Origin of the sequence: Variovorax paradoxus B4 (assembly GCF_000463015.1) — a bacterium.
Lineage (GTDB): Bacteria > Pseudomonadota > Gammaproteobacteria > Burkholderiales > Burkholderiaceae_C > Variovorax > Variovorax paradoxus_E.
The window spans coordinates 2,709,854-2,730,743 of record NC_022247.1 but is presented as its reverse complement, the minus strand read 5'-3'; the positions used below and the strand labels follow the sequence as shown (position 1 = coordinate 2,730,743).

Below are 20,890 nucleotides of genomic sequence, written 5' to 3'. Positions count from 1 at the left end.
CTTCCGTCGGTGGGGCCTGGCGTCAGATGGCAAAGAAGAAGCCGCGCACGCGGGGCGGCGCGCAGCGCGCGCGCGGCAATGCGGCCCGCAAGCGCCGCGGCTGGGGAATGCCCCAGGCGCGCGTGGTCGTGGCAAGCACGCAGGCGGCACGATGGCGCAAGGCTTCGTGCATCACGCGATGCCCGCCGCGGCGGCCTCGAGCACGCTGATCCTTCGGGGGATCAGCTTCAGGTCGAAGAAGGTGTCGGCGATCTTCTGCTGCTCGGCGAGCACAGCCTTGCTGATGGGACCGGTGCCGTAGGCCGCGCGCGCCACCGTCAGGTCGGCCACCGGCTTCGGCAGGCCCCACAGGGCAGCAAACTCGGCGGCAAGATCGTTCCTGTGGGCGGCACCCCAGACGTCGACCTTGTTGATCTCCTCGATCGCGATGGCCAGCACGTCGGCGTTCTTTGCCGCATAGCCGAGCGACGAGAAGTAGTAGCCGCGGTTGCCCACCACGCCGGTCGCGTCGGCCAGGACGCGGGCTTCGAGCGATTTTTCAGCCGCGGCAAGGAACGGATCCCAGATCACCCATGCATCGACCGAGCCCTTTTCGAACGCCGCGCGTGCGTCGGCCGGCGGCAGGTAGACGAGGTTCAGGTCGGTGTACGGCAAGCCGTGCTTCTCGAACAGCTTGACGATGAGGTAGTGGACGTTCGAGCCCTTGTTGAGCGCAATCTTCTTTCCCTTCAGCTCGGCCACGGTCTTGATGGCCGAGCCCCTGGGCACCAGCACGGCTTCGGACTGCGGGCGCTGCAGCGTGGCCGCCACGTAGGCCAGCGGCGCGCCGGCGGCCTGCGCGAAGATCGGTGGCGCCTCGCCCACGTCGCCGAAGTCGATGGAGCCGACGTTCAGTGCTTCGAGCTGCACCGGGCCGGCGGTGAACTCGGTCCACTTCACGGCCACGCCGAGCGGCGCCAGCCGCTTCTCGAGCGTGCCGCGGCCCTTGAGGATGCTCAGCGCGCCCTTCTGGTGGCCGATGCGCAGCTGCCGTGCCGGCGCCTGGGCCAGTGCGGCGAAGGAAGGCAATGCGATTGCGGCGGCAGCGGCGCCCTGCAGCAGGCGGCGGCGTGGAATGGAGATGGAAGTCATGGGCTCGTCCTTTTCGAATGCGGATGCAGGTGGCCTCAGGCCGAGATGAAGCCGACGATGAGCGCGATGGCGGTTACCACGATCGTGCTGATGGCCAGGTCCCGCAACGCCTTCCAGATGGAGCGGGGCTGCGCGTCGAGTGCGGAGTCTTCGGTGGCAACGGGGTTCATGCGTGGATTCCTTGTGCAAAAACTTCAGGCAAAGCTGTGCCCTCGCCGCGCAGCGGCGACTTCAAAAAACGGGAACAGGAATGGGGCTGGCTGGACTCGGGTTCGAGGAAGAACCCGTTCTAGACGCTACATCGCACCTTGGAGAACGGCACCGGTTCGAAGCCGTGTGTTGCCGGCAGCTTCAGCCCTTCGGTCGCGAGCACCTCGACGGCCTCGTTGAGCCGCTCGGCCAGGTCGGGATGCACCTGGTAGGCGTTCTCGGGCGTGAGCGTGATCTGCGAATCGGTCGCGTAGACGCCCGGCAGGATGTGGCGCGCCGAGAGCGCATGCAGCACCGGCCGCAATGCGTAGTCGAGCGCGAGCATGTGGTGCGGGCTGCCACCGGTGGCCAGCGGCAGCACGGTCTTGCCCTTGAGCGCGTTCTGCGCCAGCAGGTCGAGAAAAACCTTCAGCACGCCGCTGTAGGCGGCCTTGTAGACCGGCGTCGCCACCACGACCACGCGCGCATGCGCCACCTGCGCAATCGCGCGCTCGATGGCCGGATGGCTCCAGTCGGCCAGCAGCAGCGCCTGGGCCGGCAGGTCGCGGATCGCGAGCCGCTCGATGTGGGCGCTGCGGCCGGCCAGCCGCTCGCCCACGGCCTCGAGCAAGGCGGTGGAACGCGAAGGTGCCGAGGGGCTGCCGGCAATCAGGAGAACGGACACAGGGGACTTTCTTTCGGTTTTCTTCGGGCGTTCGAGGCGGCCTACTTCTGCTTTGCCGTGTAGATCTGGTCGAAGGAAGCGCCATCCGCAAAGTGCGCCTTGTCGGCCTTCGCCCAGCCGCCGAAGGCCTGGTCGATGGTCACCAGCGTGAGCTTGGGGAACTGCTTGTCGTACTTGGCCCTGGCTTTTTCCGAGGTCGGGCGGTAGAAGTTGCGGCCCGCAATGTCCTGGCCTTCGTCCGAATACAGGTACTTGAGGTATTCCTCGGCCACCGCGCGGGAGCCCTTCTTGTCGACCACCTTGTCGACCACCGCCACCGTGGGCTCGGCCAGGATCGAGATCGACGGCACCACGATCTCGAACTTCTCGGCGCCGAATTCCTTGAGGGCCAGGAAGGCTTCGTTCTCCCAGGCCAGCAGCACGTCGCCCACGCCGCGCTGCACGAAGGTGATGGTCGCGCCGCGCGCGCCAGCGTCGAGTACGGGCACGTTCCTGAACAGGTTGCCGATGTATTCCCTGGCCTTGGCGTCGCTGCCGTACTTGCGCTTGGCAAACTCCCAGGCGGCCAGGTAGTTCCAGCGCGCGCCGCCGGAGGTCTTGGGGTTGGGCGTGATCACCTGCACGCCGGGCTTGACGAGGTCGTCCCAGTCCTTCAGGCCCTTGGGGTTGCCCTTCTTCACCAGGAACACGATGGTCGAGGTGTAGGGCGCCGAGTTCTGCGGCAGGCGTTTCTGCCAGTCGGCCTTGACGAGGCCGCCGTGCGTGGCGAGCGCGTCGATGTCGCCGCCGAGCGCCAGCGTGGCGACGTCGGCATCGATGCCGTCGATGATCGAGCGGGCCTGCTTGCCCGAACCGCCGTGCGACTGCTTGACGGTCACGTCCTGGCCGGTCTTGCCCTTCCAGTATTTCGCGAACGCGCGGTTGTAGTCGACGTAGAGCTCGCGCGTCGGGTCGTACGACACGTTGAGCAGCGTCACGGGAGCCGCGCCCTGCGCGAACGACGGCAATGCCGTCAGGGCCATGGCACCGGCCACGCCGGCACCCAGGGAAAGCTTGATAAAGTCGCGGCGAAGGCTCATGGTGTCTTGCTCAAAAAGGCATATCAATGAAGCCGCGTATTCTCAATACGACATATAGAAACTGGAACGACCGAGTTTTCAGTTCTAAATAGCCAAATCAACTAAGCAACCGCTTTCCCCACCAGAGGCAATCAAAAATGGCACGCATGGTTCAGTGCATCAAGCTCGGCAAAGAAGCCGAAGGGCTCGACTTCCCGCCCTACCCCGGGGAACTGGGCAAGCGCCTGTGGGAGAACGTCAGCAAGGAAGCCTGGGCCGCCTGGCTCAAGCAGCAGACCATGCTGGTCAACGAGAACCGGCTGAATCTGGCCGATCTGCGCGCCCGCCAATACCTGGCCCGGCAGATGGAAAAGCACTTTTTCGGCGAAGGCGCCGACGTGGCCCAGGGCTACGTGCCTCCTCCGGGCACCTGAACACCACCGCCGGCCGTGACCGCTGAGCCGGTGGCCTGGCGCGCCGACGGCGTGCCGCACAGCGAACGCTTCGACGACATCTATCACACCGAAACCGGGGCGCTGGCGCAGTCGCGCCATGTGTTCCTGGGCGGCTGCGGCCTGCCTGGGGCCTGGTCCGGACGGCCGCAATGGCGGATTCTCGAAACCGGATTCGGGCTGGGGCTCAATTTCCTGACAAGCTGGCAGGCGTGGCGTGCGGACGCGAACCGGCCGCGAATGCTGCACTTCGTCTCGGTGGAGGCGCACCCGGTCGGGCCTGGCGACCTGCTGCGCGCCGCCGAAGCCTACCCCGAGCTGATGCCGCTGGCCCGGGAACTGGCCGCGCAGTGGCACGGGCTGCTGCCGGGCTTTCACCGTCTGGCCTTCGACGCCGGCCGCGTGCTGCTCACCCTGTGCATCGGCGACGTGCAGCCGATGCTGCGCGCGCAGCGCTTCGAGGCCGACAGCATCTTTCTCGACGGCTTCAGCCCGCAGCAGAACCCCGCCATGTGGTCGCCCGACACGCTGAAGGCCGTGTCGCGCTTTGCGCGCCAAGGCACCGGCCTTGCCACCTGGACCTATGCCCGTGCGGTGCGCGATGCGCTCGCGCAGAACGGCTTCCAGCTCGAAAGGCGCCCAGGCCTGCCGCCCAAGCGCGACTGCCTGGGCGGGGTGTTCGCGCCGGCCTGGACGGTTCGCCGCCGCGGCCCCGCGCCCGAGCGGATCGACACCCCGGGCCGCTGCGCCGTGATCGGCGCCGGGCTGGCCGGTGCGGCGGTGGCCGCCAGCCTGGCGCGCCGCGGATGGCAGGTCACGGTGCTCGATGCGGCCGACCGCTTCGCCGCCGGTGCTTCCGGCCTGCCCTTCGGCCTGATGGCGCCGCATGTCTCGCCCGACGACGCCCTGCTCTCGCGGCTCACGCGCGCCGGCATCCGCGCGACGTGGCATGAACTGGAACGCCTGCTGGAAGAAGGCCGCGACTGGCGCGCCAGCGGCGTGCTGGAGCGCCGGCCCGAGGGCGACACACGCGTCCCCGACGGGTGGAGCGATGGCGGCCCCAACGAGTCGTGGCCCGCAAGCGCCGCGCAATTGGCGCAGGCCCGCTTGCCGGCCGATGCGCCGGCCCTCTGGCACGCGCGCGCGGGCTGGGTCCGGCCGCAGCGGCTGATCACGGCCTGGCTGCGCGGGCCGGGCATCGAGTTCCGCGGCAACGCACCGGTGGCACGCACGGTGCACGGCGACGGCGCATGGCAGCTGTTCGATGCGGCGGACCGGCTGCTGGCCGAGGCGGAGCGCGTGGTGGTCGCCGCGGGCTTCGAATCCGGCCGCTTCGCTCCGGGGCTTCCGCTGCAGCCCGTGCGCGGCCAGGTCATGTGGGGCGCCATGGCGGCCGATCCCGGGCTTCCCGCGACACCCGTCAATGGCGACGGCCACCTGATCGCGCATGTACCCGCCGACGACGGCACCCAACTCTGGCTGGCCGGCGCCACCTTCGACCGCGACAGCACCGACCTGGAGCCGAGCGATGCCGATGCCGCCGCCAACCGCGAGCGCCTGGAGCGTCTGCTTCCCGCCGCCGCCGCCGCACTGGCCGCGAGCTTCGATCGCGGCCAGGTCAACGCCTGGGTCGGCGTGCGCTGCGCATCGGGCGATCGCCGGCCGCTGGTCGGCCCGCTCGATGCCGATGCGGCCGGCCTCTGGGCCTGCACCGCGCTGGGCTCGCGCGGTCTCAGCTTCGCGGCCCTGTGCGCGGAACTGCTGGCCGCGCAATGGCACGGCGAGCCGCTGCCGTTGCCGGCCAACCTGGCCAAGGCGCTTGCCACTCAGCGAACGCAAGCGTAGGCGCCAGCCCGCCAAGGGCCGAGAATGCACCGCATGGCCATCCAATACGACATCATCCACACCACCGTCTACCGCTACAGGAAGCCGGTCACCTTCGGTCTGCACCGGGTGATGTTCCGCCCGCGCGACAGCCATGACCTGCGCGTGCTCGCCACCGACCTGCAGGTGAGCCCCCAGTCGTTCACGCGGCTGATCCAGGACCCGCATTCGAACTCGGTCGCGCTGGTGCAGCCCATGGGCGAGGCCACGGAGCTGCGCATCGTGTGCTCCTTCACCATCGAGCACGTGCCGGCGCAGCAGGACCAGCTTGCGCTCGATCCGGCCGCCGAGTTCCTGCCCTTTGCCTACTCGGTGCAGGAGCGCCTCGATCTCGAGCACTACCTGCGCCCGCATCACGACGATGATGCGAGTGGAACGCTGATCCGCTGGGCCCACCAGTTCCTGCACACCGACCAGCCCAACAGCACGCGCGAAGTGCTCGCGCGCATGAACGCGCACATCGGCCAGAGCCTCGAATACAGGGCGCGCGACGAGGAAGGCACGCAGACGCCGCTGCAGACGCTGGCGCTCGGCAGCGGCAGCTGCCGCGACTACGCACTGCTGATGATGGAGGCCGCGCGGCGGCTGGGCATTGCCACCCGTTTCGTCTCCGGCTACCTCTACGACGCCGCGCTCGACCGCGCGGCCCAGGAGCCTGGCGAATCGATGACCGGCGCCGGCACCACGCACGCCTGGCTGCAGGCCTACCTGCCGGGCATCGGCTGGCTTGCCTTCGACCCCACCAACAACCTCATGGGCAGCGGCCAGCTGATCCGCGTCGGCGTCACGCGCGACCCGGCGCAGGCCGCGCCGATCTCGGGCAGCTGGTACGGCGATGCCGAGGCCTACGAGGGCCTCGAAGCCACGGTGGTCGTCACCAAGCGACGCGAAGGATCCGGCGGGTCGTGACGGCGCCCAGCTCGGCGCCCGTCGAGCCTGCACGGTCGAAGCCTCGGGCGAGGAGCAGGCTGTGCCGTGATCGCGCCGCCACCGCCAGGTGCAGGCGCGATCTGGGCCCTGGATCACCGGTGGGTGGTTCCGCGCCGCATGGGCAGCGGCCGCAGCTGCAGATCACGACCGGCTGACCTGTACCGCCGCCCGCGCCGCTGCGAGCTTCGCCTCGAGTTCCGCGACCAACGCCCTCGCCTCGTCGCCTTCCGGGATGTTGCGGCCGCTGTCGCGCCATGCGACGGCGCTTTTGAAGCCCTCGGCTTCGGCCTGCTTGCGAAACCACATCCCTTCGGGGTTGTGGCGCGTGATGCCGTCGAACACCGTGGCGAACATCTGGCTCTGCTCCAGGCCCATCGAATGCCACACCTGGTTCACCACGAGCTTGTGCATCATCAGGTGCGAGCGCGGCACGCCCGCGATGCGCTGTGCGAGTTCCAGCGTCGCATCGTCGAGTTGTTCGGCCGGCACCGAGAAATTGGCGAGGCCCCATTCGGCGGCCCGCGTTCCGGGGATGGTGTCGCCCGTGAACATCAGCTGCTTCGCGCGCATCGCGCCGAGCCGGTAGGTCCACATCGCCGTCGTCGGGCAGCCCCACACGCGCGTGGGCATGTAGCCGATGCGCGCGTCGTCGGCCATGGTGAGCAGGTCGCAGCACAGCGCGATGTCGCTGCCGCCCGCCACCGCGTAGCCGTGCACCTTGGCGATGGTGGGCTTGGTGCAGCGCCACAGGGCCATGAAGTCCTCGGTGTTGCGCTTCATGGCGGCGTAGTCGAGCATCGGATCCCACGGCGCCTTTTCCTGCCGGCAGGGGTGGTCGCCCTGCCCTTCGCGGCCGTGCCCCTCCGCGTAGTCGCCCAGGTCGTAGCCGGCGCAGAAGGCGCGGCCCGCGCCTTCGACCACGATCACGTGCACCTCGTCGTCGGCTTCCGCCCACTCCACCGCGCGGCGGATCTCCGAGGGCGTGGTGTCGCCGATGGCGTTGAGTTTCTCGGGGCGATTGAGCACGAGACGCGCGATGCGCGGATGCTGTGGGTCCTTGTCGATCAGGAGAGTGTCGAAGGCGGGCATGGTCTTTTGTCTCCTTGGGTTGCGCCGTGCCGCTCTTGTAGCATCGCCCCCACCCTCAGGCAAACCACGAGCGCTGCACAATGACCGCGATATTCAGGATTTCCGAAGACGACTATGTAGACGCCATGAAGCTCTACGCGCGGTTGCCGCGCCTGGCGCGATGGATCATCACTGCCATCGCCGTGCTGCTCGTGCTGGGCACTGTCTTCGGCACGCCGCAGATCCAGCCGAGTGCGCTCGGCGGTCTGATCGGCGGCGCGAGCGTTCTGCTGGCCATGCGCCTCCTGGTCATGCCGATGACGGCCCGGCGCCACTATCGCAAGTACAAGGCAATCCAGGAAGAGTTTGCAGTGGAGCTGCTGGACGATGCGCTGCGCCTTCGCGCCCCGCACGGCGAGAGCAGGATCGTCTGGGCGAACGTGCTCAAGTGGCGCCAGGACGATCGCTTCGTGCTCCTCTACCTGATGCCGCGCCTCTTCCATGCACTGCCCAAGTCGGTGGCTGCGCAGGGCTTCGACCTGCCCGGGCTCATCGAACGGCTGAACCGGCACGTCGGCCCTGAGCATTGACGGCCGCGGGATTCAGTTGCAATGTCGCTCCCATCGGCTGGCACCCAAGCCTCCCTCAAGGACTGCACATGAGATTCCCCGCACTCACCGCCGGCATGCTCGCCGCCGCGGCGCTGGCCTGGCATGCCGCGCCTTCGTTCGCAGAGCCGGCCCGGCGCGTGCCGGCGCCCGCGGTCGACCTGCCGGCCTCGCCCACCACCAAATACGACATCGCCGTGTTCGCCGGCGGTTGCTTCTGGGGCGTGCAAGGCGTGTTCCAGCGCGTCAAGGGCGTGAACAACGCCGTGTCCGGCTATGCCGGCGGCGAAGCGAAGACAGCACGCTACGACGACGTGGGCTCGGGCCGCACTGGCCATGCCGAATCGGTGCGCATCACCTACGACCCGCGGCAGATCAGCTACGGCAAGCTGCTGCAGATCTATTTCTCGGTGGCGCACGACCCGACCCAGCTGAACCGGCAAGGGCCGGACACAGGCCCTCAATACCGCTCCACCGTGTTTGCCGAGAACGCCGAACAGGCCCACATCGCGAAGGCATACATCGTGCAGCTGAACCAGGCCAGGACCTTCGGCAAGCCGCTGGCGACCACCATCGAAATGGCGAAGCCGTTCTATGCGGCCGAGCCCTATCACCAGGATTTCCTTACGCGCCATCCGAGACACGGATACATCGTGTTCAACGACCTGCCGAAGATCGAGGAACTGAAGAAGCTGTTTCCGGAGAGCTACCGGTCGACGCCCGTGCTGGTGAATCCGGCAAAGGGCGGCTGATGCTCAGCCGGATTTCGGCGCGTCCGCCAGCACGTCGTAGGCGCCGCGGCGCGCGGCCTGGTTGCAGCGGGCTCGGTGCACCAGCGCCTGCTGCGCCACGGCAACGTTGGCGGCGTCTCCCTTCCAGGCGTCCAGCGCCGGTTGCTGCACGGCGCGCGAGTATGAAAACGCCAGCGCCCACGGCAGGCGCGACCCGGCTCTCGCGTTCATGGCATTCAACCGGGCCGAAGCGAGCTGCGCCGATTGGCCGCCCGACAAAAAGGCGATGCCCGGCACGGCCGCGGGCACGGTACGCCGCAGGCACGACACCGTGGCGTCGGCGACTTCTTCCACGCTCTCCTGCTTCGGGCAGTCCTGCCCGGGCAGCACCATGTTCGGCTTCAGCAGCATGCCTTCGAGCAGCACGCCCTGCAGGCGCAGTTGAACGAACACCGCATGCAGGGTTTCCTCGGTGATTTCCGCGCAGCGTGCGAGGGAATGGTCGCCCTCCATCAGCACCTCGGGCTCGACGACCGGAACGAGTCCGGCCTCCTGGCACAAGGCCGCGTAGCGGGCCAGTGCGTGGGCGTTGACCTCGATGCACGCACGGCTGGGCAGGCCGGCACCGGGCGTGATGACGCCGCGCCATTTGGCGAAGCGCGCGCCCATGACTGCATATTCGGCCAACCGCTCGCGCAGGCCGTCCAGGCCTTCGGTGACCGTTTCCCCGGGATGGCCCGCCAGCGGCTTGGCGCCGGTGTCGACCTTGATACCGGGAATGATGCCCGCGCCGCTGAGCACCGAGACGAAGGACGCGCCCGAGTTCGTTCGCTGGCGGATGGTTTCATCGAAGAGGATCGCGCCGCTGATGGACGCGCCGAGGTTCGGCGCGGTGACGATCAGCTCGCGCCAGTCGCGCCGCGCGTCCTCGGTCTGGGGAATGCCCAGTTTCGCGAAGCGCTTGTGACAGGTGGCGTTGCTCTCGTCCATCGCGAGCAATCCCTTGTCGCCGGCGACCAGCGCCTGTGCGGTATCGATCAATGCCTGTGCAGTCATGATGCTGAGACCCTCGCTTGCGAGCGATCGTACGCCTCCACCGGGGCCGCGGCTAGATCACGTTCTTCTCGATCAGCGGCCGGTTCTCGAGAATCCGCGCGAATGACACCGGCGACAGGTCGAGGCTGCGGTATTCGCCATACCGGACGAGCTCCGCCACGCCGCGCCCCGCCGCCGGGCATTGCTGAAGCCCGTGCCCGGAGAATCCGTTGGCAAAGAACAGGTTGTCGCAGTCCGGATGCAGGCCGAGGATCGCGTTGTGGTCGAACAGGTTCATCTCGTAGTAGCCGGCCCATGCGCCGGTCATGCGGATGGCCTCGAAGGCGGGCACGCGCCTGGCCAATGCGGGCCAGATGAAATCGTCGAAGACGCGGTAGTCGACTTCGAGCGGCGCGTCGTCGCGGTCCCGGTCCTGGGGCGGCGCAAAGCCGCAGATGAAGCGGCGGCCTTCGGGGCGCAGCCAGATGCCCGAGGTGTCGATCACCAATGGGCAGCCCGGCAAGGTGTCGGGGCACGAAAAGCTGAACACCATGCGGCGGCGGCCCCGCACCGGCAGGTCGATGCCGGCCCAGCCCGCGACCCTCGCGGCCCAGGCGCCGGCGGCGTTGACCACCACGTCGGCCTGGAGCACGTTGCCGATGTCGAGCTCGACGCCCGCCACCACGCGACCGTTGCGCTGCAATCCCGTGGCCTGCGCCTGCACATAGCGCGCCCCCTGCGATATGGCTTTCTTGCGAAAGGCTTGCAACAGGCTGTAGCCGTCGTACCAGCCCTCGCCCGAGAGCCCCAGCGAGGCCAGCGCGATGCCCTCGGCCGACATCCATGGAAAGCGCGCCTGCAGCGCGTCGGGCGCCATCAGGATCACGTCGACGCCATGCGCCTTCTGCAGCGCATGGTTCTCGCGCAGCACGTCGGCGCCGTCCGGCGACGCCAGGTACAGATACCCGGGCTCGACCAGGCCGATGTCGGGCACGTTGTCGCCGACACGCAAGGTTTCGCCAAGGCCGCGGAAGAACTCGATGCCGTAGAGCGACATCTCGATGTTGATGGCGCTCGAAAACTGCTGCCGGATCGAACTGGCCGACAAGGCCGACGAGGCCTGCGTGTACGAGAAATCGCGCTCGACCACGGTGACGTCGAACGGTTCCTCCTGCGGGTCCCGGTTCAGGAAATAGGCGATGGCGGAGCCGATGGCGCCGCCGCCGATGATCACCACACGACGCATGAAATTCCTTTCTTGCTGTTCGCCGACAGGTCCAATCCACGCAAGCCGCCGCGAAAACCCGCGGGCCCGGCACGCAGAATAGCAATGATGAGAAAAGACATTCCCAACCTGGGTGCCTTGCAGGCCTTCGAGGCCTCGGCGCGCCTGGGGAGCTTCACCCGCGCGGCGGCCGAACTCGCGCTCACGCAAAGCGCCGTCGGGCGGCAGGTGGCCACGCTCGAGCAGCGGCTGGGCGTGGCGCTGTTCTCGCGCGTGCGAAGGCGCCTCACGCTCACCGACACCGGCCGCGAATATGCGGCGCGCATCCGCCGCCACCTCGACCAGATCCGGCGCGACACGCTGGAGATCAGCGCCGGCCACGACATGGGCTTTGTGCTCGAAGTCGCCGTGGTGCCCACCTTCGCCACGCAATGGCTGATCCCGCGGCTGCCCGATTTCAGCCGGCGGCACCCCAACATCACGGTCAATCTCTCGGCGCGCTCGCAGCCCTTCTCGTTCCAGGAGAACGCCTACGACGCGGCCATCTATTTCGGCGACCAGTTCTGGCCCGGCACCCAGGGCGGGTTGATCTTTTCCGAAGGCGAGATGGTGCCGGTCTGCAGCCCCGCGTTCCGCGACGCCCACGGCCCGTGGGACGAATCGGCCTTCGAGCGCTGCCGCCACGTGCACCTGGGCACGCGCGCGCATGCGTGGCGCGACTGGTATGCGCAGCAGGGCTGGGACTACACGGTGCACGCCTCGCGCGGGCCGCGCTACGAGCTCTTCACCATGGTGACCGCCGCTGCGGCCGCCGGCATGGGCGTGGGCCTGGCGCCGCGCATCCTGATCGAGCGCGAGCTGCGAACCGGCGAGCTCGTGATCCCGATCGACCGGCACCTGGACGTGCGCCAGGGCTACTACTTCGCCTACCCCGAGGGCCGCCTGGCTTCCGGGGCGCTGGAGCACTTCGAGCGCTGGGTGCTCGGGCTCGCGCCGTCCTAGACCGGATTGGGATTGCGCTCCAGAAAGCCCTGCTGGTGCCAGTACGGATAGGCCCGCGTCGTCGCGCTGGCCGCATCGAGTTCGGCCACCTGCGCGGGCGTGAGCTTCCAGCCCGTGGCGCCCAGGTTCTGGCGAAGCTGCGCCTCGTCGCGCGCGCCGATGACCACGCTCGACACGGTCGGCCGCTGCAGCAGCCAGTTCAGTGCCACCTGCGGCACGGTCTTGCCGACTTCGGCCCCGACCTTCTCGAGCGCATCGACCACGCGAAAAAGCAGCTCGTCAGGCACCGGCGGTCCCATGTCGGCCGTCACGTGCAGGCGGCTCGTGGCCGGCAGCGGCTGACCGCGGCGGATCTTGCCGGTGAGCCGGCCCCAGCCCAGCGGGCTCCAGACCACGGCGCCCACGCCCTGGTCCTGCGCGAGCGGCATCAGCTCCCATTCATAGTCGCGCCCGACCAGCGAGTAGTAGGCCTGGTGCGCCACGTAGCGCGCGTAGCCGTAGCGCTCGGCCACCGCCAGCGACTTCATCAGGTGCCAGCCCGAGAAGTTCGACGCGCCCACATAGCGCAGCTTGCCCGCGCGCACCAGGTCGTCGAGCGTGGACAGCGTTTCCTCCACCGGCGTGCTCGCGTCGAAGCCATGCAGCTGGAACAGGTCGATGTAGTCGGTGCCCAGCCGCTTGAGTGCGCCATCGACCGCGCGCACCAGGTGGTAGCGCGACGAACCCACCTCGTTCGGCCCTTCCCCGCTGCGAAAGGTGGCCTTGGTCGAGATGAGGAGCTGGTCGCGCGGGCGGCCCTTGATCGCCTCGCCGAGCACCGACTCGGCCGCGCCGGCCGAATAGATGTCCGCGCTGTCGAACATGTTGACGCCCGCCTCCAGGCAGATGTCGATCAGCTTGCGGGCCTCGGCCACGTCGGTCTGGCCCCAGGCGCTGAAAAGCTCGCCTTTGCCGCCGAAAGTGCCGGTGCCGAAACTCAATACGGGGACCTTGAGGCCAGATTTGCCGAGGTGACGGTATTCCAAGGTGCTGCTCCTTCAGTCGAATGAACCAACGAACAAGATGAATGACGCATCCATTGTTGGCCGCTGCATGGAACCACGTCGCGCGCCGGGCTTTGCGCCCCATCGGCTCGATACGATCGAGCGATGCAGATCGCGATCGAAAACCCCGACCAACCCGACGTCATCCAGCTCATCGCCGACCTCGATGCGTACCAGAAGCCGCTGTACCCGCCCGAGAGCCACTACGGCATCGGCATTGCGGCGCTGTCGGCGGCTCACGTGCTGTTCGCGGTCGCGCGCGACGAGGCGGGCACGGCCATCGGCTGTGGTGCCCTGGTCATGAGCCCCGGCTACGGCGAACTCAAGCGCATGTACGTGCGGCCGCAGAACCGCGGGCGAGGCGTCGCCGCGAAGGTGCTGGGTTTTCTCGAGGGCGAAGCGGCGGCGCGCGGATGCGCCGTGTTCCGGCTGGAGACGGGCGTGAGCCAGCCCGAGGCGCTCGCGTTCTATGCGCGCGCGGGGTACGCCCGGCGCGAGCGGTTCGGCGACTACCCCGACGATCCGTTGAGCGTTTTCATGCAGAAGGAAAAGGCGGCGCCGTAGACCTACCCACGCCGCGCTTCGCAGCCGGCGAACCCCTCAAGCCCGACCAGCTCATCCAGGATGGGACATTCCGGGCGATCGTCACCCTCGCAGCAATGGGCCAGGCGCTCCAGCAGGCGCTTCATGTGCGCGAACTCCTCGATCCGCTGGGCCAGGTCGTCGGCCCGTTCGAGTGCGACGCGCTTCACGTCGAAGCTCGCGCGATGCCCGTCGCGCCACAGTGCGTGCAGCTCGACGACTTCCGGTGTTTCGAAACCCATCGCGTGCGCCCTTCGCACGAAGCGCAGCGTCGACACGGCGCGTTCGTCATAGCGACAGCCGTCCTCTTCGGTGCACGCCATGCCGTCGAGCAGCCCGAGCGACTCGCAATCGCGCAGCAATTGCGCGGATGCGCCAGACCGCGCAACAACGTCGGCAAGGGACAAGCGCGACGCAGCAGCCGGTGCCGTGGGATGTTCCATGGAGTTCTCCTTTCAGCCAAAGAACAAAGTCTCGGCCTTCACACCATGGGAGAGTCAAGCCGGCAGCGCCTACTTGTAGGTTCGCACGACCGCGTCTTCGAACGCGAGCACGTCGGCACCCACGTGCGTGGTGCTGAACTCCGTGTTGAGCAGCAGCAGCCCCGCGTAGTTTCGCGCGGCCATCCGCTGGTACAGCTGCTTCACGTAGGGTTGATTGCAGCCGTCGGAGCAGCTGGCCAGTATCAACGTGACAGGCAGCGGCCTGCCCGCCAGCGCATCGAACATCTTCTGTTCCAGATCGTTGTTCTGGGCTTCCTGTTGCCAGAAAGCGCCTTCGATGGACACGAAGGTGGAAAACACCAGGTTGTCCGGCGCCTCGAGAAAGAGTGCCGTGGCCGCCAGGTTGCCACTGGTCGACAAGCCCGCGAGCATCCGGTTCCTGGGATTGGTCCTGTACTTCGAATCGATGAAAGGAATCAGCTCCTTTGCGAGGAAATCCGTGGTATTTGAAGGCACCGGGAAAGTTGCAGTCTTCCTGGCGCCGCGCGGTGTTGCCGATGCCGACGAAGATGGCTTTCGTTCCGCGTTTCACCAGGATGTCCTTGAGATTCGCGAACCGCGTTTGCGGCAGGCCGTTGGTGGCATCTCCGTCGAGGGCATAGATGACGGGGTAAGCGTCGATGCCCTGGTCGCAGCCGCCGGGCAGGTAGATGGCAAGGGGGTAAGGCGCGCCGGTAGACGCCGATTGGATGGATTCGGACACCACGCGATCGGTGGGTGTCGGCGTCGGTGCCGGCTGCTGGGGCGTTGGTCCCGCGGTCGGCGGGAGTATCGGCAGGCCACCGCCACCTCCGCCCCCTCCGCCACCGCAGGCGGACACACCCGCGAACATCACGCAGCAGCCCATCACCGCGAGCGCGCGGCGAAGCCATTCCAGCCTCGTGTTGTGGTTCCTCGTTCCCCGGCGCAAGACACGCCGCCCGGGATACTCACCGCGCGCGGCAAGGCCGTCAATGTCGCGATGCGATTGGGGCACTGCGGTTAATTCGTTCGGCTTCATTGCGCCCGGTTTCGTGGGGCCGCAGCGACCATTCCCCGAAATTCCCCGTCTGCGGGAATGAAAAGACAACATCAGGGTAATCCCTGAAAGCCGCGCATCGACGGACCCGAACCCGCTGCCCCGCAAGGGAAACACGCCCCGCCTCCCCATGCCAAAGCCGCTCACTCCTGGCCCGCTACTTGCAATATTGTTCGAAAATGACAGAAAATTTTCTTATCTGTCATATATTTGTAAATCTATTTTCATGACCTGTACCCATCCAGGTGCATCGCCCGCCCCATGAGCACCCACGTCGACACCCCAGGCACCACCGTGGCCCAGCGCATTGCGCAGGCGCTGCCGCGGCTGACGCGCTCGCACCGCCAGGTGGCCGACTTCGTGCTGGAGCACCCGCTGCAGGTCGCCACGCTGCCCATCGACGAGCTCGCGGCCGCGGTGGGCGTATCGGTGGCCACGGCCAACCGTTTCGCGCGCGCGCTGGACTTCGACGGCTACGCCACCTTTCGCGCCGAGCTCGTGCGCGGCTTCGAATCGCTGGTGGCGCCGGTGGAACGGCTGCGCGGCAACCTGGAGCATCCGACCACGGTGGCCGAAGTGTTCGCCACGGCGCTCGACGAGAGCCGCCGCAACATCGAAGCCACGCGCCAGTCGCTGGACTACGCCGCCTGCGAAGCCGCGGTGCAGCGCATCCTGAAGGCGCGCTCGATTTACATCGGTGGCTTCGGCGCCAGCGCCTGGCTCGCGGGGCTGTTGCAGCACGGGCTCGACGGCAGCTGCAACGACGTGCGGATGCTGTCGAGCGTCAGCGGCGTCACGCATGCGGCGCGCACGCTGATGCATGCCGGCCCGCAGGACCTGTTCATCGGCTTGACCTTTCCGCGCTACCTCACCGATACGGTGGCGCTGGCGCAGATCGCCAAGGGCCAGGGCTGCGCCGTGCTGGCGCTGACCGACCGCCCGAGTTCGCCGCTGGCGCCGCTGGCCGACGTGGTGCTCTATTGCCAGACCGAAACCAGCTACCGGCCGAACTGCGAAACCAGCGTGCTGGCCTTGATCGAGGCGCTGACCAGCGCGGTGGCGCTGCGTGCGCCCCGCGCGGTGCAGTCCGCGAGCCGCATCCTGCAGGCGGTTCGGCCGTGGCTGCATGGCGCGCAGGGCCTGCCGCGGGCGGAAGTCTCCTCGGCACTGCCCGCTGGCGCGGCACCGGCCGGCGCCGCCAAGAAAAAGAAGAAAGCCTCCTCATGAAGAACAACAGCATCACGCCCGTCATCGCCATCCACGGTGGCGCCGGCACCATCAGCGCCACCACCACCAGCGCGACGCAGGCGCAGGCCTACCACGACGCCTTGCGCAAAATCGTGCAGGCCGCGCAGGCGCAATTGCTCAAGGGCGCATCCGCGCTCGACGCGACCTGCCTCGCGGTCGAGCTGCTCGAAGAGTGCCCGCTCTTCAACGCGGGCCACGGGGCAGTGTTCACGCACGAGGAAACCCACGAACTCGATGCCGCCGTGATGGACGGCGCCACGCTCGCGGCCGGCGCCATTGCCGGCGTCTGCCACGTCCGCCGCCCGGTGCGCGCCGCGCGGGCCGTGCTGGAAGACGGCGCTCACGTGCTGCTGGCCGGCGCCGGCGCCGAAGCCTTCGCGCGCGAGCACGGCCTGGAAATGGTCGAGCCCTTCTTCTTCTCCACCGAGGCGCGGCGCCAGCAGCTCTACCGCGTGCGCGACACCGGCCGCGTGGTGACCGATCACGAAGGCGCGGCCATGACGCCGCCGCTCGACGAAGGCAAGAAGTTCGGCACCGTGGGTGCGGTCGCACTCGACATGCACGGCCATCTTGCGGCGGCCACTTCGACCGGCGGCATGACCAACAAGCGCGTCGGCCGCATCGGCGATTCGCCGCTGATCGGCGCCGGCACCTATGCCGACGACCGCACGGCTGCCGTTTCTTGCACCGGCAGCGGCGAAATGTTCATCCGCGTGGCGGCCGCCCACGACGTCTGCGCCCGCATGGCCTACGGCGGCGCCACGCTCGAAGCCGCCACGCACGCCGTGGTGCACCAGTCGCTGCCCGCCATCGGCGGCACCGGCGGGCTGATTGCCATCGACCGCCACGGCAACCTGAGCCTCGCCTTCAACACCGAAGGCATGTACCGCGGCCACGCGCGCGGCGACGAAGCACCCGCAACAGCCATCTTCGCCTGACGCGCACGCGCCCCTCTTCCTTTCGCACTCCCATGTCCTCCCCCGCCCTCGCCCTGCCAAACGGCCGCGTTCTCGCCGTCGACGACCTCACCGTCCGCTTCTCGACCTCCGAGCGCACCGTCGATGCCGTCAAGAACCTTTCCTTCCACGTCGACCATGGCGAAACGCTCGCGGTGGTGGGCGAGTCGGGCTCGGGCAAGTCGGTGACTTCGCTCGCGCTGATGCGGCTGGTGGAGCATGGCGGCGGCCGCATCCTCGGCGGAAGCATGGCCTTTCGCCGCCGCAGCGGCGAAGTGCTCGACCTCGCCCAGGCGCGCGACGCCGAGATGCGCAACATCCGCGGCGCGGACATCGCGATGATCTTCCAGGAGCCGATGACCTCGCTCAACCCGGTGTTCACCGCCGGCGAGCAGATCGCCGAGGCCATCCGCATCCACCAGGGCAAGAGCAACGCGGCCGCGCGCGCCGAGGCGCTGCGCATGCTGGAGCTGGTGCGCATCCCAGAAGCGCGCAACGTGCTCGACCGCTTTCCGCACCAGCTTTCGGGCGGCATGCGCCAGCGCGTGATGATCGCGATGGCGCTCTCGTGCAGGCCGCAGCTGCTGATTGCCGACGAACCCACCACAGCGCTCGACGTGACCATCCAGGCGCAGATCCTCCAGCTCATCCGCGAGCTGCAGAAGGAGATGCACATGGGCGTGCTCTTCATCACGCACGACATGGGCGTGGTGGCCGAGATTGCCGACCGCGTGCTCGTGATGTACCGCGGCGACAAGGTGGAAGCAGGCAGCTCCGATACCGTGTTTGCCGCGCCGCAGCACCCCTACACCAAGGCGCTGCTGTCGGCCGTGCCGAAGCTCGGCGCGATGCAGGGCACCGACCTGCCCGCCAAGTTCGAGCTGCTGCGCACCGAGGGCAGCCCCGAGACCGTGCCCTGCACCCACACCACGCCGCAGACCACCGTTCGCGAAGACGCCGGCCCGATCCTGCGCGTGCGCGACCTCGTCACGCGCTTCGACGTGCGCAGCGGCCTGTTCGGCCGTGTGAAGCGCCGCGTGCATGCGGTGGAAAAGATCAGCTTCGACCTCTACCCCGGCGAGACGCTGGCGCTGGTCGGCGAATCGGGCTGCGGCAAGTCGACCACCGGCCGCTCGCTGCTGCGCCTGGTCGAGAGCCAGAGCGGCGCCATCGAGTTCGGCGGCCAGAACATCCGCGAGCTGCCCACGCGCGAGCTGCAAGCGCTGCGCCGCAACATCCAGTTCATCTTCCAGGACCCGTTCGCTTCGCTCGATCCGCGCGTGACGGTCGGCTTCTCGATCATGGAGCCGCTGCTCATCCACAACATCGCCAAGGGTGCCGAGGCGCAGCAGCGCGTCGATTGGCTGCTGCAGAAAGTCGGCCTGCCGCCCGAGGTGGCGCAGCGCTATCCGCACGAGTTCTCGGGCGGCCAGCGGCAGCGCATCGCCATCGCGCGCGCCCTCGCGCTCAACCCCAAGGTGGTGGTGGCGGACGAATCGGTGTCGGCGCTGGACGTGTCGATCCAGGCGCAGATCGTCAACCTCATGCTCGACCTGCAGCGCGAGCTGGGCGTGGCTTTTCTCTTCATCTCGCACGACATGGCGGTGGTCGAGCGCATCAGCCACCGCGTGGCCGTGATGTACCTCGGACAGATCGTCGAGATCGGTCCGCGCCGCGCCGTGTTCGAAGCGCCGCAGCATGCCTACACCCGCAAGCTGATGGCCGCGGTGCCGGTGGCCGACCCGTCGCGCCGCCACAAGCCGCGCGCGCTGCTCGAAGGCGAAATCCCGAGCCCCATTCGCGCGGTGGGCGACGAGCCCGACGTGCCGCCGCTGGTGCAGGTCGCGCCGGGCCACTTCGTTGCACGGCACGCCATTGGCGGGGCCTTCTGATCCTTCACGCCATCGTCGGCGCCAACTGATTTTTCAACCCGCAGGCCCTCCTGCTTTTTTCTCGAACCGACCGGAGTTTCTTTTCATGAAGCAATCTTCTTCCTCCCTGCGATGGGCATCGGCACTGCTGGGCCTGGCCGCGCTGGCTGCATCGGGCACGGCATTGGCCGCAAAAGACGTGGTGCTGTCGATCGGCTACCAGCCCGAAACGCTGGACCCGTACAACACCAACACCACCATCACCACGGCCGTGACCAAGACCTTCTATGAAGGCCTGTTCCAGTTCGACAAGGACCTGAAGGTCCAGAACGTGCTGGCCGAAGGCTATGAGGTGTCGAAGGACGGCCTGGTCTACACCATCAAGCTGCGCACCGGCGTGAAATTCCACGACGGCACCGACTTCAACGCCGAGGCGGTGAAGGTGTCGCTCGACCGCGTGCTGAACCAGGACAACAAGCTGCTGCGCTACAACCAGTTCAACCGCGTGGGCAAGGTCGAGGCGCTGAACCCCACCACCGTGCGCATCACGCTGAAGGAGCCCTTCGGTCCCTTCATCAACTCGCTGGCCCACGCCTCGGCCGCGATGATCTCGCCCACCGCGCTGAAGAAGTGGGGCAGCAAGGACATCGCCTTCCATCCCGTGGGCACCGGCCCCTTCGAGTTCGTCGAGTGGAAGCAGACCGAAGCCGTCAAGGCCAAGAAGTTCGACGGCTACTGGAAGAAGGGCTATCCGAAGATCGACAACCTGCAGTGGAAGCCGGTGCTCGAGAACAACACGCGCGCCGCCATGCTGCAGACCGGCGAGGCCGACTTTGCCTTCCCCATTCCCTACGAGCAGGCCGACTTGCTGAAGAAGAGCGAGAAGCTCGAAGTGGTGGCCATCCCTTCGATCATCACGCGCTTCCTGGCTTTCAACATGCTGCAGAAGCCCTACGACAACCCGAAGGTGCGTGAAGCCATCGGCTACGCCATCAACAAGGAAGCGCTGGCCAAGGTCGCGTTCGGCGGCTATGCCTTCCCCGCGCAGGGCGTGGTGCCGCAGGGCGTGAAGTACGCCGAGAAGATGGCGCCCATTCCCTACGATGTGAAGAAGGCCAAGGAGCTGCTGAAGGAAGCCGGCTATCCGGACGGCTTCGAGTCGGTGCTGTGGAGCGCCTACAACAACACGACCAGCCAGAAGACCATCCAGTTCGTGCAGCAGCAGCTCGCGCAAGTGGGCATCAAGCTGCAGGTGCAGGCGCTCGAAGTGGGCCAACGCACCGAGATGGTCGACGCATGGCCAGATGCCAAGACGGCCAAGGTTCGCATGTACTACACGGGCTGGTCGTCGTCCACGGGTGAAGCCGACTGGGGCCTGCGTCCGCTGTTCGCCTCGGAAGCCTGGGCGCCGAAGCTCAACAACATGTCGTTCTACAAGAGCGAAGTGGTGGACAACGCGCTCGCCAAGGCGCTGATCACCGTGGACGACAAGGAAAAGGCCGCGCTCTACAAGACCGCGCAGGAAGAAATCCGCAAGGACCTGCCGCGCGTGCCGCTGGTTACCGAGCAAAACCTGTCGGCACACGCCAAGCGCCTGTCGGGTGTGTTCGTGATGCCTGACGGCAACATCAACATCGACGCTATTGCAGTGTCGAATTGATCGCCAGCTCC

The 20,890-nt window shown here is 67.6% G+C and carries 22 protein-coding genes; 11 read left to right on the top strand and 11 right to left on the bottom strand.

The features are described 5' to 3' along the window. Positions 1–22: 22 nt before the first annotated feature. The 5 genes from VAPA_RS34860 to VAPA_RS12660 form a co-directional block, all read right to left on the bottom strand. Positions 23–172, bottom strand: coding sequence for a hypothetical protein (locus VAPA_RS34860; RefSeq protein ID WP_021007168.1), 150 nt, complete (start codon positions 170–172; stop codon positions 23–25). Next, positions 172–1,131 (bottom strand): sulfonate ABC transporter substrate-binding protein, encoded by a 960-nt coding sequence (locus VAPA_RS12670; RefSeq protein ID WP_021007167.1) that lies wholly within the window; start codon positions 1,129–1,131, stop codon positions 172–174. The genes VAPA_RS34860 and VAPA_RS12670 overlap by 1 nt, the downstream gene beginning before the upstream one ends. Positions 1,132–1,166: 35 nt before the next feature. Next, positions 1,167–1,301, bottom strand: a complete 135-nt coding sequence (locus tag VAPA_RS35420) for a hypothetical protein (protein ID WP_012748080.1) — start codon at positions 1,299–1,301, stop codon at positions 1,167–1,169. A 119-nt stretch (positions 1,302–1,420) separates the two neighbouring features. After that, positions 1,421–2,005 carry an NADPH-dependent FMN reductase gene (ssuE, locus tag VAPA_RS12665; protein ID WP_021007166.1) on the bottom strand — a complete coding sequence of 195 codons (585 nt, stop codon included), beginning with the start codon at positions 2,003–2,005 and terminating at the stop codon, positions 1,421–1,423. Positions 2,006–2,046: 41 nt separating this feature from the next. Continuing rightward, complete coding sequence (locus VAPA_RS12660) at positions 2,047–3,084, bottom strand: sulfate ABC transporter substrate-binding protein (protein WP_021007165.1); 1,038 nt, start codon at positions 3,082–3,084, stop codon at positions 2,047–2,049. 137 nt (positions 3,085–3,221) lie between these two features. Here VAPA_RS12660 and VAPA_RS12655 point away from each other — a divergent pair, with 137 nt between their 5' ends. From VAPA_RS12655 to VAPA_RS12645, 3 genes are read left to right on the top strand one after another with little or no spacing between them, the layout of a single operon-like run. Next, the gene (locus tag VAPA_RS12655) at positions 3,222–3,497 is read left to right on the top strand and encodes an oxidative damage protection protein (protein ID WP_021007164.1); all 276 of its coding nucleotides are present in this window, start codon (positions 3,222–3,224) and stop codon (positions 3,495–3,497) included. A 15-nt stretch (positions 3,498–3,512) separates the two neighbouring features. Then, positions 3,513–5,360, top strand: coding sequence for a bifunctional tRNA (5-methylaminomethyl-2-thiouridine)(34)-methyltransferase MnmC2/FAD-dependent 5-carboxymethylaminomethyl-2-thiouridine(34) oxidoreductase MnmC1 (mnmC, locus tag VAPA_RS12650; RefSeq protein ID WP_021007163.1), 1,848 nt, complete (start codon positions 3,513–3,515; stop codon positions 5,358–5,360). 33 nt (positions 5,361–5,393) lie between these two features. After that, positions 5,394–6,308, top strand: coding sequence for a transglutaminase family protein (locus VAPA_RS12645; protein ID WP_021007162.1), 915 nt, complete (start codon positions 5,394–5,396; stop codon positions 6,306–6,308). A gap of 162 nt (positions 6,309–6,470) precedes the next feature. On the opposite strand, the gene VAPA_RS12640 is transcribed toward VAPA_RS12645, so the two are convergent. Next, complete coding sequence (locus VAPA_RS12640) at positions 6,471–7,418, bottom strand: crotonase/enoyl-CoA hydratase family protein (protein ID WP_021007161.1); 948 nt, start codon at positions 7,416–7,418, stop codon at positions 6,471–6,473. A gap of 80 nt (positions 7,419–7,498) precedes the next feature. Here VAPA_RS12640 and VAPA_RS12635 point away from each other — a divergent pair, with 80 nt between their 5' ends. Both VAPA_RS12635 and msrA read left to right on the top strand, forming a co-directional pair. Beyond that, on the top strand, positions 7,499–7,987 hold the full coding sequence (locus tag VAPA_RS12635) for a YcxB family protein (RefSeq protein ID WP_021007160.1): 489 nt from the start codon (positions 7,499–7,501) through the stop codon (positions 7,985–7,987). Positions 7,988–8,055: 68 nt separating this feature from the next. Then, positions 8,056–8,757, top strand: coding sequence for a peptide-methionine (S)-S-oxide reductase MsrA (gene msrA / locus VAPA_RS12630; RefSeq protein ID WP_021007159.1), 702 nt, complete (start codon positions 8,056–8,058; stop codon positions 8,755–8,757). A gap of 3 nt (positions 8,758–8,760) precedes the next feature. Here the strand turns inward: msrA and VAPA_RS12625 are convergent, their stop codons facing one another. Beyond that, positions 8,761–9,792: a class I fructose-bisphosphate aldolase gene (locus tag VAPA_RS12625; protein ID WP_021007158.1), complete on the bottom strand. Its 1,032-nt coding sequence runs from the start codon at positions 9,790–9,792 to the stop codon at positions 8,761–8,763. A gap of 52 nt (positions 9,793–9,844) precedes the next feature. Continuing rightward, complete coding sequence (locus VAPA_RS12620) at positions 9,845–11,017, bottom strand: NAD(P)/FAD-dependent oxidoreductase (RefSeq protein WP_021007157.1); 1,173 nt, start codon at positions 11,015–11,017, stop codon at positions 9,845–9,847. Between the two features lie 87 nt (positions 11,018–11,104). On the opposite strand from VAPA_RS12620, the gene VAPA_RS12615 reads away from it, so the two are divergent. Beyond that, on the top strand, positions 11,105–11,998 hold the full coding sequence (locus VAPA_RS12615) for a LysR substrate-binding domain-containing protein (RefSeq protein WP_021007156.1): 894 nt from the start codon (positions 11,105–11,107) through the stop codon (positions 11,996–11,998). On the opposite strand, the gene VAPA_RS12610 is transcribed toward VAPA_RS12615, so the two are convergent. After that, positions 11,995–13,023 (bottom strand): aldo/keto reductase, encoded by a 1,029-nt coding sequence (locus VAPA_RS12610; RefSeq protein ID WP_021007155.1) that lies wholly within the window; start codon positions 13,021–13,023, stop codon positions 11,995–11,997. The genes VAPA_RS12615 and VAPA_RS12610 overlap by 4 nt on opposite strands. Before the next feature lie 123 nt (positions 13,024–13,146). On the opposite strand from VAPA_RS12610, the gene VAPA_RS12605 reads away from it, so the two are divergent. Next, positions 13,147–13,605 carry a GNAT family N-acetyltransferase gene (locus VAPA_RS12605; protein WP_021007154.1) on the top strand — a complete coding sequence of 153 codons (459 nt, stop codon included), beginning with the start codon at positions 13,147–13,149 and terminating at the stop codon, positions 13,603–13,605. Between the two features lie 2 nt (positions 13,606–13,607). Here VAPA_RS12605 and VAPA_RS12600 read toward each other — a convergent pair whose 3' ends face one another. Together VAPA_RS12600 and VAPA_RS35155 are read right to left on the bottom strand one after the other, a co-directional pair. After that, positions 13,608–14,066 carry a MerR family DNA-binding protein gene (locus VAPA_RS12600; RefSeq protein WP_021007153.1) on the bottom strand — a complete coding sequence of 153 codons (459 nt, stop codon included), beginning with the start codon at positions 14,064–14,066 and terminating at the stop codon, positions 13,608–13,610. Positions 14,067–14,135: 69 nt separating this feature from the next. After that, positions 14,136–14,582 (bottom strand): alpha/beta hydrolase-fold protein, encoded by a 447-nt coding sequence (locus tag VAPA_RS35155; RefSeq protein WP_230558997.1) that lies wholly within the window; start codon positions 14,580–14,582, stop codon positions 14,136–14,138. An 823-nt stretch (positions 14,583–15,405) separates the two neighbouring features. Between VAPA_RS35155 and VAPA_RS12590 the strand changes: the two genes are divergently transcribed. The 4 genes from VAPA_RS12590 to gsiB all read left to right on the top strand — a co-directional run bounded on the left by VAPA_RS12590 (position 15,406) and on the right by gsiB (position 20,879). After that, positions 15,406–16,371 carry a MurR/RpiR family transcriptional regulator gene (locus VAPA_RS12590; RefSeq protein WP_021007152.1) on the top strand — a complete coding sequence of 322 codons (966 nt, stop codon included), beginning with the start codon at positions 15,406–15,408 and terminating at the stop codon, positions 16,369–16,371. Then, positions 16,368–17,330 (top strand): isoaspartyl peptidase/L-asparaginase family protein, encoded by a 963-nt coding sequence (locus VAPA_RS12585; protein WP_021007151.1) that lies wholly within the window; start codon positions 16,368–16,370, stop codon positions 17,328–17,330. The genes VAPA_RS12590 and VAPA_RS12585 overlap by 4 nt, the downstream gene beginning before the upstream one ends. Before the next feature lie 32 nt (positions 17,331–17,362). Beyond that, the gene (locus tag VAPA_RS12580) at positions 17,363–19,240 is read left to right on the top strand and encodes a dipeptide ABC transporter ATP-binding protein (protein WP_021007150.1); all 1,878 of its coding nucleotides are present in this window, start codon (positions 17,363–17,365) and stop codon (positions 19,238–19,240) included. An 85-nt stretch (positions 19,241–19,325) separates the two neighbouring features. Beyond that, positions 19,326–20,879: a glutathione ABC transporter substrate-binding protein GsiB gene (gene gsiB / locus VAPA_RS12575; protein WP_021007149.1), complete on the top strand. Its 1,554-nt coding sequence runs from the start codon at positions 19,326–19,328 to the stop codon at positions 20,877–20,879. Positions 20,880–20,890: the final 11 nt, after the last annotated feature.

Bases quoted from the DNA above. Each gene is read 5' to 3' on its own strand.
- VAPA_RS34860 (WP_021007168.1), bottom strand. From the start codon at position 172: ATGCACGAAGCCTTGCGCCATCGTGCCGCCTGCGTGCTTGCCACGACC.
- VAPA_RS12670 (WP_021007167.1), bottom strand. From the start codon at position 1,131: ATGACTTCCATCTCCATTCCACGCCGCCGCCTGCTGCAGGGCGCCGCT.
- VAPA_RS35420 (WP_012748080.1), bottom strand. From the start codon at position 1,301: ATGAACCCCGTTGCCACCGAAGACTCCGCACTCGACGCGCAGCCCCGC.
- VAPA_RS12660 (WP_021007165.1), bottom strand. From the start codon at position 3,084: ATGAGCCTTCGCCGCGACTTTATCAAGCTTTCCCTGGGTGCCGGCGTG.
- VAPA_RS12655 (WP_021007164.1), top strand. From the start codon at position 3,222: ATGGCACGCATGGTTCAGTGCATCAAGCTCGGCAAAGAAGCCGAAGGG.
- VAPA_RS12645 (WP_021007162.1), top strand. From the start codon at position 5,394: ATGGCCATCCAATACGACATCATCCACACCACCGTCTACCGCTACAGG.
- VAPA_RS12640 (WP_021007161.1), bottom strand. From the start codon at position 7,418: ATGCCCGCCTTCGACACTCTCCTGATCGACAAGGACCCACAGCATCCG.
- VAPA_RS12635 (WP_021007160.1), top strand. From the start codon at position 7,499: ATGACCGCGATATTCAGGATTTCCGAAGACGACTATGTAGACGCCATG.
- msrA (WP_021007159.1), top strand. From the start codon at position 8,056: ATGAGATTCCCCGCACTCACCGCCGGCATGCTCGCCGCCGCGGCGCTG.
- VAPA_RS12625 (WP_021007158.1), bottom strand. From the start codon at position 9,792: ATGACTGCACAGGCATTGATCGATACCGCACAGGCGCTGGTCGCCGGC.
- VAPA_RS12620 (WP_021007157.1), bottom strand. From the start codon at position 11,017: ATGCGTCGTGTGGTGATCATCGGCGGCGGCGCCATCGGCTCCGCCATC.
- VAPA_RS12615 (WP_021007156.1), top strand. From the start codon at position 11,105: ATGAGAAAAGACATTCCCAACCTGGGTGCCTTGCAGGCCTTCGAGGCC.
- VAPA_RS12605 (WP_021007154.1), top strand. From the start codon at position 13,147: ATGCAGATCGCGATCGAAAACCCCGACCAACCCGACGTCATCCAGCTC.
- VAPA_RS12600 (WP_021007153.1), bottom strand. From the start codon at position 14,066: ATGGAACATCCCACGGCACCGGCTGCTGCGTCGCGCTTGTCCCTTGCC.
- VAPA_RS12590 (WP_021007152.1), top strand. From the start codon at position 15,406: ATGAGCACCCACGTCGACACCCCAGGCACCACCGTGGCCCAGCGCATT.
- VAPA_RS12585 (WP_021007151.1), top strand. From the start codon at position 16,368: ATGAAGAACAACAGCATCACGCCCGTCATCGCCATCCACGGTGGCGCC.
- VAPA_RS12580 (WP_021007150.1), top strand. From the start codon at position 17,363: ATGTCCTCCCCCGCCCTCGCCCTGCCAAACGGCCGCGTTCTCGCCGTC.
- gsiB (WP_021007149.1), top strand. From the start codon at position 19,326: ATGAAGCAATCTTCTTCCTCCCTGCGATGGGCATCGGCACTGCTGGGC.